The sequence below is a fragment of the Collinsella ihumii genome (assembly GCF_900046475.1).
Classification (GTDB): domain Bacteria; phylum Actinomycetota; class Coriobacteriia; order Coriobacteriales; family Coriobacteriaceae; genus Collinsella; species Collinsella ihumii.
In genome coordinates this window covers 449,215-461,831 of sequence record NZ_FCOU01000003.1, presented here as the reverse complement: position 1 = coordinate 461,831, position 12,617 = coordinate 449,215, and the positions used below count along the sequence as shown (strand labels likewise).

12 protein-coding genes and 1 tRNA gene are annotated in these 12,617 nt (G+C 64.4%); 12 read left to right on the top strand and 1 reads right to left on the bottom strand.

Annotated features, from left to right (window positions below):
- The first annotated feature begins 447 nt into the window (after positions 1 to 447).
- From BN3789_RS03275 to lysS, 11 genes are all read left to right on the top strand, one after another.
- Positions 448 to 1,353, top strand: a complete 906-nt coding sequence (locus BN3789_RS03275) for an HAD hydrolase family protein (protein ID WP_066829878.1) — start codon at positions 448 to 450, stop codon at positions 1,351 to 1,353.
- A 14-nt stretch (positions 1,354 to 1,367) separates the two neighbouring features.
- A complete protein-coding gene (gene murI / locus BN3789_RS03270) occupies positions 1,368 to 2,252 on the top strand; it encodes a glutamate racemase (RefSeq protein ID WP_066829875.1) in 885 nt (294 codons plus the stop codon).
- A 28-nt stretch (positions 2,253 to 2,280) separates the two neighbouring features.
- The gene (rph, locus tag BN3789_RS03265) at positions 2,281 to 3,021 is read left to right on the top strand and encodes a ribonuclease PH (RefSeq protein ID WP_066829872.1); all 741 of its coding nucleotides are present in this window, start codon (positions 2,281 to 2,283) and stop codon (positions 3,019 to 3,021) included.
- Positions 3,022 to 3,059: 38 nt separating this feature from the next.
- Positions 3,060 to 3,704 carry an RdgB/HAM1 family non-canonical purine NTP pyrophosphatase gene (rdgB, locus tag BN3789_RS03260; RefSeq protein ID WP_066829869.1) on the top strand — a complete coding sequence of 215 codons (645 nt, stop codon included), beginning with the start codon at positions 3,060 to 3,062 and terminating at the stop codon, positions 3,702 to 3,704.
- Entirely contained in the window at positions 3,701 to 4,147 is a 447-nt protein-coding gene (gene dtd, locus BN3789_RS03255; RefSeq protein ID WP_066829866.1) for a D-aminoacyl-tRNA deacylase, read from the top strand. Before rdgB ends, dtd begins: the two co-directional genes overlap by 4 nt.
- A 219-nt stretch (positions 4,148 to 4,366) precedes the next feature.
- The gene (locus tag BN3789_RS03250) at positions 4,367 to 4,663 is read left to right on the top strand and encodes a Veg family protein (RefSeq protein ID WP_066829863.1); all 297 of its coding nucleotides are present in this window, start codon (positions 4,367 to 4,369) and stop codon (positions 4,661 to 4,663) included.
- Between the two features lie 3 nt (positions 4,664 to 4,666).
- Positions 4,667 to 5,563 carry a 4-(cytidine 5'-diphospho)-2-C-methyl-D-erythritol kinase gene (ispE, locus tag BN3789_RS03245; protein WP_079989056.1) on the top strand — a complete coding sequence of 299 codons (897 nt, stop codon included), beginning with the start codon at positions 4,667 to 4,669 and terminating at the stop codon, positions 5,561 to 5,563.
- 48 nt (positions 5,564 to 5,611) lie between these two features.
- Positions 5,612 to 5,688: transfer RNA gene (locus tag BN3789_RS03240), tRNA-Pro, on the top strand.
- A 261-nt stretch (positions 5,689 to 5,949) separates the two neighbouring features.
- The gene (gene tatA, locus BN3789_RS03235) at positions 5,950 to 6,210 is read left to right on the top strand and encodes a twin-arginine translocase TatA/TatE family subunit (protein WP_066829860.1); all 261 of its coding nucleotides are present in this window, start codon (positions 5,950 to 5,952) and stop codon (positions 6,208 to 6,210) included.
- 127 nt (positions 6,211 to 6,337) lie between these two features.
- Positions 6,338 to 6,811 (top strand): transcription elongation factor GreA, encoded by a 474-nt coding sequence (gene greA, locus BN3789_RS03230; RefSeq protein WP_066829858.1) that lies wholly within the window; start codon positions 6,338 to 6,340, stop codon positions 6,809 to 6,811.
- A 161-nt stretch (positions 6,812 to 6,972) separates the two neighbouring features.
- Positions 6,973 to 8,946 carry a lysine--tRNA ligase gene (gene lysS, locus BN3789_RS03225; protein WP_066829855.1) on the top strand — a complete coding sequence of 658 codons (1,974 nt, stop codon included), beginning with the start codon at positions 6,973 to 6,975 and terminating at the stop codon, positions 8,944 to 8,946.
- 451 nt (positions 8,947 to 9,397) lie between these two features.
- Here the strand turns inward: lysS and BN3789_RS03220 are convergent, their stop codons facing one another.
- Positions 9,398 to 10,894 (bottom strand): S-layer homology domain-containing protein, encoded by a 1,497-nt coding sequence (locus BN3789_RS03220; RefSeq protein ID WP_066829850.1) that lies wholly within the window; start codon positions 10,892 to 10,894, stop codon positions 9,398 to 9,400.
- Positions 10,895 to 11,419: 525 nt separating this feature from the next.
- On the opposite strand from BN3789_RS03220, the gene BN3789_RS03215 reads away from it, so the two are divergent.
- Positions 11,420 to 12,496, top strand: a complete 1,077-nt coding sequence (locus BN3789_RS03215) for a helix-turn-helix domain-containing protein (protein WP_066829847.1) — start codon at positions 11,420 to 11,422, stop codon at positions 12,494 to 12,496.
- Positions 12,497 to 12,617: the final 121 nt, after the last annotated feature.

Genomic DNA, 12,617 nt, shown 5'->3' with positions numbered 1-12,617 from the left:
CGGGCCCCGTATACGCACGGTGGGGAAGCCGCACCGCAAAACCCCAGGAAAGAGGGTGTTAATATATTCTGAAAACGAATTTGGTATCAAATCGGGGAGTATGCAAGGAAAACGGCCATATCTGACAAGCCTGTGACCTGCGGTTTCTCCGTCCGGTTGATCCCGGAGGCCCCGGGAGGGGCCTCCGATTCGCCCCCCAAGCCGTCTTTATTGCCCAAGAGTTGATACCAAATTCAAAACGGGTCTCTCGCGCACCTTGATAAAACCTTTTATCAGGGTACGGTTTCGCACGCGGGCGGATACGCGCGCCCGCCATGGAACCGACCGCCGCGAACGCAACCGATCAGCGTCTCCTTAGGGATATGCGCGAAATGTCGACGTCCCCACTTCGTCGGGATCGTCGGGCTACAATGGAGCGCGACGAATCCGCGTCTGCGAGGAGGCCCCATGCCCCATACCGTGCTGCCCGATATCCCCACCGGCGAGCTCAAAGAGCGCCTGTCGCGCGTGCGCTACGTGTTCACTGACCTCGACGGCACCATGCTCGCGCCTGGTTCCTGCGCGCTGGCAGATGCCGAGGGGAACCCGTGCATCGACTTCGTCGCCACGTTGCTGGAGCTCAAACGCGCCGGTATCGAGGTCATCCCGTGCTCGGGCCGCAATCGTTCCATGCTGCACGAGGACACGCGTCTGCTCGGTCTGAACTCCTACATCGGCGAGATGGGCGGCCTGCTCATGCTCGACCGCAGCGATAACCGCTGGGAGTATTTCACCGCCGACATGCCCTTCAATCCTATCTGGGGCTACTCGCCGCATGAGTGCATCGAGGCGACGGGCATTCTCGACGAGTTCCAGAATCGCTGGCCAGGCCTGCTGGAATACCACAACGATATGTCGACCGGCTACAAGCACCGCGAGGTGACGGTGGGTATGCGCGGCGAGATTCCCGACGAGGACGCCCGCGACATCATTCGCCGCTCGGGCGCGGAGCTTGACTGGGGCGACAACGGCTACCTCAACTACATTTCCGCGCCCACCACGCTCAAGCTTCCCGAGGGCGTGAAGGGCCGCGCGTTCAACCTTATGCCGCAGGGCTTGAACAAGGGCCGCGGCATCGAGCGCTTCTGCGAGCTGCGCGGCATCGATCTGTCCGAGACCATGGCTATCGGCGACGCGACCTCGGACTTCCTCATGGCAGACTACTGCGATACGTTCTTTCTCGTCGAGAACGGCCTCAAGAACCCGACGGCCGAAGAGTTCCTGGCGACGCACGACAACGCGTTCGTGACGCGCGGCCGCATCGTCGACGGCTGGGTCCAGAGTATGCGCTGCCTGCTCGCGGCGCTCGCATAGGAGGGGATGCTCAGATGGCGGCTCAAGGAGACAACAGGCCTATCGGCGTTTTCGATTCCGGTATCGGCGGCCTGACGGTGGCGCGCTCGATCGCGACCTCGCTGCCGCACGAGTCCATCTACTATGTGGGCGACACCAAGCGCTGCCCCTATGGTGTGCGCTCGGAGAGCGAGGTGCGCTCATTCGTGCTGCAGGCCGGTCGCTGGCTTGCAGCCCACGACATCAAGATCATGATCATCGCGTGCAACACCGCCACGGCTGCCGGCCTCAAGATCGCGCAGCAGATGCTCCCGGTTCCGGTCATCGGCGTGATCGCCCCGGGCGCCCGCGCGGCGATCAACAGCACGCGGACGCGCAAGGTGGGCGTGCTGGCGACGCCGCTCACGGTGCGCACGGGCGCCTACACGCGCGCCATCCGCGACCTGGATGCCGGCGTGTCCGTGTACGGGTGCCCCGCGCCGAGCTTCGTCGAGATCGTCGAGAACGAGCTGGCGACCGGCGCGCACCTGCAGGAGCGCTGGCTGCAAGACGGCGACGTGTTCGACACGCCGGAGAACCGCGAGGAGGTCGCGCGCACGCTCGGCCCCATCTTGGAGCCGGGCATCGGCATCGACACGGTCGTGTTGGGCTGCACACATTTCCCGCTGCTCGTGAACCCGATTCGCCATGCGCTGGGCGAAGGCGTCCGCGTCGTGTCGTCGGCCGAGGAGACCACGCGCGAGCTGACCGACATCCTGGTCCGCCGCGAGCAGCTGGCGGAAGACGACGTAGTGCCCGAGCACCGCTTCGCGACCACGTCGGACAACATCGCGGAGTTCGCGGCGGCGGGCAGCTTCATCTTCGGCCAGCCGCTCAAGAGCATCGAGCACATCAGCCTGGATGAGCTCGACCGCTACTAACAGCAAGATAGTGAGGAGTGCGAGAAATATGGACCACATGGAGATCAACCGCGTCGATGGGCGCGCTGCGGATAAGCTGCGTCCGGTCAAGCTGACGCGCGAGGTCATGAAGCATGCGCAGGGGTCGTGCCTGGTGGAGTTCGGCGACACGCGCGTGCTGTGCGCCGCCACCATCGAGGAGGGGCTGCCCGCATGGCGCCGCGCGAGCCGACAGGGCTGGGTGACGGCCGAATACGCCATGCTGCCCGCGGCCACCGGTCGCCGCAGCCCGCGCGAGCGCGCCAACCGCAAGGGCCGCTCCATGGAGATCGAGCGCCTGATCGGCCGCAGCCTGCGCACGGTCACGAACCTGCGCGCGCTCGGCGAGTATACCGTGACCGTGGACTGCGACGTTCTCCAGGCCGACGGCGGCACGCGTACGGCGAGCGTCACCGGCGCCTGGGTCGCGCTGCATGACGCCCTCATGGCGTGGGTCGAGGCGGGCAAGATCTCGCGCCTGCCGCTCACCGGCCAGGTGGCCGCCGTGTCCATGGGCGTGGTCGACGGGGCCGAGTTGCTCGACCTCAACTACATCGAGGATTCGCACGCCGAGGTGGACATGAACCTCGTGGCGACCGATACCGGCGAGATCGTCGAGATCCAGGGGACGGGCGAGCAGACGCCGTTCGACCGGGCGCGACTGGGCCGCCTGCTCGATCTGGGCGAGGCCGGCATCAAGCAGCTGATCGACCTGCAGAACCGGGTCACCGCGTTTCGCGACGAGGACTGACCGCACGCACACGGCATACCGAGGAGGATGACAGCAACATGGCGCTCGAGAAGATCGACATAGATGAACTGGATCCGGCGCGCACCATCGTGGTGGCGACCGGCAACATGCACAAGCTGACCGAGATCGAGGACATCCTGTCCCGCGTGCTGCCCGACGTGCGCTTCGTGGCGCTCGGCCAGCTGGGCGAGTTCGACGATCCGGAGGAGACCGGCACGACGTTTTTGGAGAACGCCCTCATCAAGGCGGAGGCGGCGGTGGAGCAGACCAGCTTTCCCGCCATCGCGGACGATTCGGGCCTCGTGGTCGACGCGCTGGACGGCGAGCCGGGCGTGTACTCGGCGCGCTACGCGGGCGTGCACGGCGACGACGCGGCAAACAACGCGAAGCTGCTCGAGAACCTGGCCGACGTCGCTGACGGCGAGCGCACGGCGCGCTTCGTGAGCGTCGTCGCCCTGATCGATACGGACGGCCTGGTCACCTACGGCGAGGGGACCTGCGAGGGTGTCGTGGGCCGCGAGGGTCGCGGCACGAACGGCTTCGGGTACGACCCGCTGTTTTTGCCGGACGACACGCCGGGCAAGACGATGGCCGAGCTCACGCCAGCCGAGAAGAACGCCATCAGCCACCGGTTCCATGCGCTCGAGGCCCTGTCCGCCAAGATCTCCGGCGAGGACGAATGAGGGCGGTCGTCCAGCGGGTGACGCGCGCGAGCGTGACCATCGAGGGCGAGCGCACCGCGTCGATCGGGCGCGGGTACCTCATCCTGCTCGGCGTGGGCGCGTCCGACACGCGCGCCGAGGCGGACAAGCTGTGGGGCAAGCTGCGCGGCCTGCGCATCAACGAGGACGCCGACGGCAAGACCAACCTCTCGCTTGCCGACGTGGACGGAGAGGTGCTCGTCGTCTCGCAGTTCACGCTGTACGCCAACTGCCGCCGCGGCCGTCGCCCATCGTTCACGGATGCGGCGGCGCCACAGCTGGCGCGCGAGCTCTACGAGTACTTCGTCGAGTTGGTCCGTGCCGATGTCGAGCATGTGGCGACGGGCACGTTTGCCGCGATGATGCAGGTCGAGCTCGTCAACGACGGTCCTTTCACCATCCTGCTCGATACCGACGATCTGTAGCGCGGTGCTGTATTGGGGGCGCGGCGCGCTCGGGAGGGGTAATGGCCCCGTCCGAGCGCGTCGCGCCCCATTTGTCGCTTATTTGTCAAGCCCTCCATATCTGCCGCGCTGACGTGCAATGTTGATGCGGGCTTGCTATACTCTGTGCGTTTGTTTGATATCTTGGGACAATTCTGTGCGTAGGCATCGCGCCCGCCTTTTGTCTCTGTAGGAGGCGTTATGGAAGAGCTGGAAGTCAATCACGTCGATGACATCCATGAGAAGTTGACCCAGATGATCGGCCAGCGCGTGAAGGTCAAGGCCAACATGGGCCGCACCCGCGTCGTCGAGCGCATGGGCACCATCAAGACGGTGCACCCTTCCGTCTTTATCGTCGAGGTCGATGAGCGCCGCGGCCGCAAGTCTCGTCAGTCCTACCAGTACGTCGACGTGTTGACGGGAACCGTCGAGCTGTTCGACCCCGAGACGAGCGAGCACCTGTTCACGCCGCTGGGAAATCAGCTCGAGGAGCATTAGACCATGGACGCCCCCTCCTTCATCATGGTGACGGCGCCCGCCAAGATCAACCTGTATCTGGGCGTCCATCCGCGCAAGGACGAGCGCGGCTACCATCGCGTGGACACGGTGATGACCGCGATCGATCTGGCCGACACGCTGGCGATCGCGCCGGCAGACGAGCTCATGGTCCGCACGGTCCCCGAAGCGGGCTTTCCCATGGAGGAGAACACGGCCTATAGAGCCGCCGTCGCGATGGGGGAGGCGTTCGGCCGCGAGCCGCGCTTCACGATCCTCATCGACAAGCACATCCCGATCAAAAGCGGGCTGGGCGGCCCGTCCACCGACGCGGCTGCGACCATCAAGGGGATCTGCCATCTGTGGAAGATCGACCCGGCTGACGAGCGGATCGACCGCGTCGCCCGCTCCATCGGCGCCGACGTGCCGTTTTTCCTCTATGGGCCGCCGGCGTACTTCACCGGGGCGGGCGATATCATGCGTGAGGTCTTCCGGCCGCTGACCGGAACGCCCGTCGCGCTGGTCAAGCCGCTCGACGGCGGCGTGTCGACGGGGGAGGCCTACGCGCATTTCGATGCGGACCCCCAGGATCTGCCCGAACTCGACCCGATGCTTGCGGCCATGCGCGAGCACGATGAGGCGTCGATCTTCGCGCATATCGGCAACAACCTCGCGCCGGCGGCGTGCGCCCTCATGCCCGAGATCGGAACCATCGTGGCGTGGATGCGCGAGCAGCCCGGCGTGCGCGCGGTCGAGGTCTCGGGTTCCGGCGCCTCGGTGTTCGCGGTGTGCGATACCCAGATGGCGGCCGAGGCCATCGCGCTCTCCGCGCTCAACGAGCACGGATGGTGGGCCCAGGCGGTAAAAATGGAGAAGTCGGGGCCAAATATCGTTGTCGGGTAGATTTTCCCTAGCATTCGTTTTCGGAGTGTGGTAGGATAATCAAGCTTTCGGGTTGTGGCTCAGTTTGGTAGAGCACCGCGTTCGGGACGCGGGGGTCGCTGGTTCAAATCCAGTCAACCCGACCATTGCATGTGAGGACCGGGGCGAGAGATCGCTCCGGTCTTTTTTGTTGATGGGAGAGGCCCGTGGCCGCTTGCGCGCGGTCTCTCAGCTGCGCGATAAGGGCATGTCGTATCCTTGTCAGACGTGTTTCGCGCTCGCGTGTAAAATATGGCGGTGTTGTTTGCGCCACATAGGCGCGGTATACTCTTTCGAGCTGGAAACGCCTTGTCTTGCGAGATGCGGCTTCCATCTCGACTGTACCTGAGTACCGTGGAAGGAAAAGTATGTTCCCTAAGGGTTTTGAGTGGGTTGTCATTCTGATCGTTGCCCTGCTGATCTTCGGCCCCAAGAATCTTCCGAAGCTCGGCGCCTCCCTGGGCAAGACGGTGAAGAACATCCGCGAGGGTATGTCCACCGAGGATGAGGCCACCGAGGAGGAGCCCGAGAGCGAGGAGGACAAGGAGATTCGCGAGCTCGAGGCCAAGCTTGCCGAGGCCAAGGAGGCCAAGGCCAAGAAGGATGAAAGCCCCATCGAGGAGGACTAGCTCAAACCCTGACAATCGGGGTGAGCGATGGCCGGCTGCCCCAGGGCATGCCGGTCATTTCCATGTTATGTGAGGATATCGGCCGCACCGGTGCTGCCGAGCAGACATAGACGAGGAGTTTGTGCGCATGGATGCAAGCGAGATCGTACTGACAGCCGATGGCCGCCAGAAGCTCATCGAGGAGCTTGAGTGGCGCGAGGGCGAGAAGAACAAGGAGATCATCGAGCACATCAAGGAAGCCCGCGCGTTCGGTGACCTTTCCGAGAACGCCGAGTACGATGCCGCCAAGGAGGAGCAGGCCAAAAACGCGGCCCGCATCGCCGAGATCCAGGCCATCCTCGCCAACGCGCGCGACGTCGCCGACGGCGATCACAACCTGATCGTCTCCATCGGCTGCACCGTCTCGCTGGTCGACGGCGACGGCGTCGCCACCGACGTCACGCTCGTGGGTACGACCGAGACCAACTCCCTGGAGCACAAGATCTCCAACGAGAGCCCCGTCGGCCGCGCCATCATCGGCCACGGCGCCGGCGAGACGGTGGAGGTCGTCCTTCCTTCCGGCAAGACCCGCATCTACACCATCACGAACATCACGCGCTAGGAATCACTGATCAATTGCTTTCGCGCTCGGGCCTACGCGCCGGGCGCGAGATGGATTGAGCAGCGTTCTTTGGGCTCACGCGGACCCGCGCGCACCTGCCTGCTCGCTCCCTGGGACCGTGCGCCTCAGGGAGCGTTTCACGTTATATAAGAGGAGATACCATGGACCAAACCCAGGTTGATGCGGCTTCCACGCTCAACGACGAGCGTGCGCGCCGTCTGGCCGATCGCGCGGCGCTGTACGCTGCCGGCAAGAACCCGTATCCCGAGCACTCGGATGTCACCGATTACGTGGCTGACATCGAGAAGAACTATGCCGATCTGGCCGACGGCGAGGATACCGCCGATGTCGTGAAGATCGGCGGCCGCGTGGTCGCCAAGCGCGGCCAGGGCAAGATCATGTTCATCGTGCTGCGCGACCCCACCGGCGACATGCAGCTGTTCTGCCGTATCAACGACATGCCTGAAGACGCCTGGGAGCTGCTCGGCGAGCTCGACCTGGGCGACATCGTGGGCGCCGAGGGCGTCGTGGTCCGCACCAAGCGCGGCCAGCTCTCCGTGGCTCCGCGCAAGCTCGTTCTGCTGTCCAAGGCCGTCCGCCCGCTACCCGAGAAGTTCCATGGCCTGTCCGACAAGGAGACGCGCTATCGCCAGCGCTACGTCGACCTCATCGTGAACGCCGACGTCCGCGAGACCTTTGCCAAGCGCTCGCGCATCGTGTCGGCCTTCCGCCGCTACATGGAGGATAACGGCTACATGGAGGTCGAGACCCCCATCCTCCAGACCATCCAGGGCGGCGCGACGGCCAAGCCGTTCATCACGCACTTCAACGCGCTGAACCAGGAGAACTACCTGCGCATCGCCACCGAGCTGCATCTCAAGCGCCTGCTCGTGGGCGGCTACGAGCGCGTTTTCGAGCTCGGGCGCATTTTCCGTAACGAGGGCATGGACCTCACGCACAACCCCGAGTTCACCACCATGGAGGCCTATCGCGCCTACTCCGACCTCGAGGGCATGAAGGAGCTCGCCGAGGGCGTCATCAAGGCTGCGAACGCCGCCGTGAACGAGTCCGAGCAGATCGAGTACCAGGGCACGACCATCGACCTGTCCGGCACGTGGCCGAGCCGTCCCATGACTGAGATCGTCTCCGAGGTCATGGGCCGCGAGCTCACCCTTGACACGCCGATCGAGGAGCTGCGCGCCGCGGCGTCCGAGTGCGGTATCGAGGTCAACTCCGCGTGGGGCCCGGGCAAGCTCATCGCCGAGATCTACGACGAGAAGGGTGAACCTTCCATCGTGAACCCCACGTTCGTGTGCGATTACCCGGTCGAGGTCAGCCCGCTCGCCAAGCGCCACGAGGACGATCCGCGCCTCACGCACCGCTTCGAGCTCGTCATCGCCGGTCACGAGTACGCCAACGCGTTCTCCGAGCTGAACGACCCTGTCGACCAGGCGGAGCGCTTCCGCAAGCAGGTCGAGGAGAAGTTCGCCGGCGACGAGGAGGCCATGGAGTACGACGAGGACTATGTGCGCGCCCTCGAGTACGGCATGCCCCCGGCGGGCGGCATCGGCATCGGTATCGACCGCGTGGTCATGCTGCTCACCAACCAGGCATCCATCCGCGACGTGCTGCTGTTCCCGCACATGAAGCCCGAGCGCGGTAGCGCCAACGGTGCGGCCGCCGCTCGCGCCAAGGAGGACGAGGAGGCTGCCCAGGCCGCCTCTGGCGTGTCCATCGCGCCGAACAAGATGCCGACCGTCGACTACAGCAAGGTCGCCATCGAGCCGCTGTTCGAGGACATGGTCGATTTCGATACGTTCTGCACGTCCGATTTCCGCGTCGTGAAGGTCAAGGCCTGCGAGGCGGTGCCCAAGAGCAAGAAGCTCCTGCAGTTCACGCTCGATGACGGGTCGGGTACGGACCGCACGATCCTTTCGGGTATCCACGCGTTCTACGAGCCGGAGGACCTGGTCGGTCGCACGCTGGTCGCCATCACCAACCTGCCTCCGCGCAAGATGATGGGTATCGATTCGTGCGGCATGATCATCAGCGCCGTGCACAAGGAGGGCGACGAGGAGCGCCTGAACGTGCTGATGCTCGATGACGCCATGCCGGCGGGCGCCAAGCTGTGCTAAGCGCCTGCGCGCCGAGCGATTTGATCGCTGCATAAGCTGGCCCGGGGCCGTTTCGCATTATGCGGGACGGCCCCGGGCCTTATCTTTCGTCCGGGGTCTCTGCGAGAGCGCGACAGTGGAGGCTCGCGAGCTGGAAACTGCTGAAAAATCGACGTTGTGGACGCCTCAAATCCGGACCCGCCCGAAACGGCACGTGCTGCAACGGCGTTTCCGCAGGTAACGCCGCTGCAGCACGTGCGGTATTCAGGGCGTCGCGAAACGAGGCGTCCACAACGTCGATTTTTCAGCAAAAATGCTCGCCGCAGCCTCCTCTGGAGCCGGCGCGGAGGCGAAGGGGCGGTATGGCGGACGTGCGCTCTGGCTTCCCGCGGGGCTTACCCCGCAGATAAGAAATGCGGGCTGTCCCTCAGAACGGGGCAGCCCGCGGCGTTACATGCGAGAAGCGTTTCCCTTACGGCAAAACACCCAGGTTGTAGGAGTTCATGAGGATGGCTGCGGCCTGCTCGCGGGTCACGACGTCACCGGGGGCCAGCACGCGCGAGCCGCCGTTGTCCTTACCGTTGATGATGCCCTCATCGACCGCCCACGTCACCGCCGGGGTGGCCCAGCTGCTTGTGGCACTATGGTCGGGCAGCGCGTTGAAGGCGCTGTCATCGGCTGCGGCGGTGTCTGCTTGGGTGAAGTTGGCGAGGATGGTCACGAACTGCTCGCGGGTGATGGGGTCGTCGGGCTTGAACAGAGCGGACCCGTCCGCCTGAATAAAGCCGTTGACCACGCCGTTCTCGACGGCCCAGTTAGCGGCGGAGGTGTACCACTCGCCGTTCTTGACATCGGACATGCCGGTCGTGTTGACGGCGTTCGGATCGGCGCCGTTGGGCTCAGCGATGCGGAAGAGCACCGTCACGAGCTGTGCGCGTGTCATATCGTCGCCGATACCGAAGCGGTCGGAGCCGCTGTAGCCGGTAATGAGCCCGTTGCTCGAGGCGAAGTTGACGGCTTCGGCATACCACTGCGTCTCGTCCACATCGGAGAAGGGGCTCTCGTCGGTCACGGTCAGGAAGATGTCGATCTGCAGTCCACCGGAGACGCCGGTGATGGTGACGTCGCCCGGAGCAAGCGCAATGAGCGTGCCGTCAGGTTCGACCGTCATGATGCTCTCGTCGGATGACGTCCACGTAAAGCTGTCGGCGTTGATGAAGTAGCTCGTGTTCCAGCCCTGCTCGCCGGCGTTGATGCCCTGCAGGATGATGGGATTGCGAGAACCGCGCGGCATGAACGCGGTGTCGTCGGTCTGCTCGACACCGGGGATACCGACGGCGATCTGAGGGTTGATGTGGCCCGTGTACACTTCGACCGGGTGCGCTACATCGATGTTGGCAGGTTGGGTGGCGGCGGTGCCGGCGCTGGGGCTGAAGCACTGGACCCAGTACAGGGCGCCGTCCTGAGCCTGGAAGCAACCGACGCCGATGCTCGCATAGCTCGAGTTCATGATGTTCTCGCGGTGGCCCGTAGAGTGCATCCAGTCGTCCATGACCTCAGCGGCGGTCCACTGGCCCGTCGCGATGTTCTCGCCGAACATCTTGCTGGAGGCGGTGAAGCATACTGTGCCGTTCGGACGCGTGTGGCTGTAGGACACGACGGTCTCGGCGGCGCGCTGCATGGCGACTTCGAGCAGCTCGGCATCCATGGTAAGCGGCCTGAGCCCCTCTGCCGTGCGATGCTGGTTCACGATGTCCAGCACCTCGAACGCCTCGTCGTAGAGGTCGGTGCCGGGGATATTGAGCGTGGTGTAGGTTGCCTGCAGGTCGATGTCGGATGCCGCCTGGTCGTCAGCGGTGCGAACGATCGGCTCGGCAATGGAGGTGCTTTGCGGCTGAGCGCTCGCCAAAGCTGGCGTGAGGGCCAGCATGGCGGCAAGCGCGATCGCCAAGATGCGCGGTCGTTTCATGGGGATGCTCCTTCCTGTTGTCCATGCCCCCCTGAGAAGCGTAAGGGGGTTATTTCATGATGCGCGCGAAACCAGGTGCGCTGTTGCGCAACATGGGCGAAAGGGCGGATTTTTGGCGGAAGCGGAAGGGGAGGGCGGTAGGGAACCACTTATCAATTCATCCCGCGCCGGGCGGCTCCGGACCTTTCCTTCATCCGGGGTTTCCGTCAGAGCGTGGCAGTGGAGGCTCGCGAGCTGGAAACTGCTGAAAAATCGACGTTGTGGACGGCTCAAATCCGGACCCGCCCGAAACGGCACGTGCTGCAGCGGCGTTTCCGCAGGTAACGCCGCTGCAGCACGTGCGGTATTCAGGGCGTCGCGAAACGAGGCGTCCACAACGTCGATTTTTCAGCAAAAATGCTCGCCGTAGCCTCCACTGGTGGCAGAGCGGAGGCGAAGGGGCGGTATGGCGGACGTGCATCCTGGCTTCCCGCATCGTGGGCGGTCGATTTGCTACCATGGCACGCGAGGGAAGGGAGCGAGCCCATGGAATCCGTCCAGCTGCGCTATACGTACGAGAACCCGCATGCCAACCTCAAGCTTGAGCACTACGTGTACCGTATCGGGTCGTACCACTACAACTGGCATACGGATTTCGAGCTGCTCGTGGTCCTCAAGGGGTCCGTGGAGATGTGCGTCAGCGGCGCGCGCCACATCCTGAAAGAAGACGACATGGCCCTCATCAATCCCAACGAGGGGCATGCGACGCTGGGGCTCGGGCAGGGCAATATCGCCATGGTGCTCCATATCGACCCCGTGTTCTTCAAGGGCTATTTCGGCGAGGACGACTTCATCCGCCTGGAGCTCGTGTCGGACGAGTCGACGAGAAGCGAGGCGCGCTTCGCCGTCATTCGCCGGTGCTTGGCCCAGATGATGGTGCTGAACGTGCGGCGCGATCCGGCGAGCCGGTTGCGCTACGATGCGTTGCTCTACCGCCTGATGTCGGCGGTCGTTCCCATCGACCAGGTGCCTGACGAGCGGGGCCGCGCCTACCGCATCGACCGGCGCGGCAAGGATGCGGTGAGCAGGCTCGTGGCCTACATCGACGACAACTACCGCGAGCGCATCACGCTGGCGGATCTTGCCGCAAAGACCGGATACAACGCGAGCTACATCTCGCAGCTGTTCAAGGGCAAGCTCGGGATCAATTTCTCGGAGTACCTGCTGCGCGTGCGCCTGTCGGCGGCAACGGCCGAGCTGTCGGCAAGCGACGCCCGCATCAGCGATATCGCGGCGGCTCATGGTTTTGCGGACCTCAAGTCGTTCAACGCGGCGTTTCGCAAGACGTTCGGCAAGACGCCCGCCGAGTACCGCGGGCTGCTATCCGATGATAACCGCGCGGGCGATGCCGCGTTCAAGCAGGTATTCGTATCGGCAGACGACGAGTATGTGGGCGCGAAGCTCGCGGACTACATGGCTGCGGGGGCAGGGCAAGACGCGTACGACAGCGCGCTCCGTGCCGATCGGGATCAGATCCGCGCGCTGCACGAGGTGGCGCAGGCGGCCCGGGAAGCCCGTGCGCTTCTTGACGAGGCGCTCGCGCGGATGGGGACCGAGGCGTAAAACCGCAATCGCGCTGCCTTTCCCATGATCATGCCGTTCACCGTGCCCAATTAACCGTTCGCGGCGTGCTATCGGAATGTGCCAGATTTCGATTTCTAAAACATCGTCGTAGGGGAAATCT

Bases quoted from the DNA above. Each gene is read 5' to 3' on its own strand.
- dtd (WP_066829866.1), top strand. From the start codon at position 3,701: ATGAGGGCGGTCGTCCAGCGGGTGACGCGCGCGAGCGTGACCATCGAG.
- lysS (WP_066829855.1), top strand. From the start codon at position 6,973: ATGGACCAAACCCAGGTTGATGCGGCTTCCACGCTCAACGACGAGCGT.
- BN3789_RS03250 (WP_066829863.1), top strand. From the start codon at position 4,367: ATGGAAGAGCTGGAAGTCAATCACGTCGATGACATCCATGAGAAGTTG.
- BN3789_RS03275 (WP_066829878.1), top strand. From the start codon at position 448: ATGCCCCATACCGTGCTGCCCGATATCCCCACCGGCGAGCTCAAAGAG.
- rdgB (WP_066829869.1), top strand. From the start codon at position 3,060: ATGGCGCTCGAGAAGATCGACATAGATGAACTGGATCCGGCGCGCACC.
- BN3789_RS03215 (WP_066829847.1), top strand. From the start codon at position 11,420: ATGGAATCCGTCCAGCTGCGCTATACGTACGAGAACCCGCATGCCAAC.
- greA (WP_066829858.1), top strand. From the start codon at position 6,338: ATGGATGCAAGCGAGATCGTACTGACAGCCGATGGCCGCCAGAAGCTC.
- murI (WP_066829875.1), top strand. From the start codon at position 1,368: ATGGCGGCTCAAGGAGACAACAGGCCTATCGGCGTTTTCGATTCCGGT.
- BN3789_RS03220 (WP_066829850.1), bottom strand. From the start codon at position 10,894: ATGAAACGACCGCGCATCTTGGCGATCGCGCTTGCCGCCATGCTGGCC.
- rph (WP_066829872.1), top strand. From the start codon at position 2,281: ATGGACCACATGGAGATCAACCGCGTCGATGGGCGCGCTGCGGATAAG.
- ispE (WP_079989056.1), top strand. From the start codon at position 4,667: ATGGACGCCCCCTCCTTCATCATGGTGACGGCGCCCGCCAAGATCAAC.
- tatA (WP_066829860.1), top strand. From the start codon at position 5,950: ATGTTCCCTAAGGGTTTTGAGTGGGTTGTCATTCTGATCGTTGCCCTG.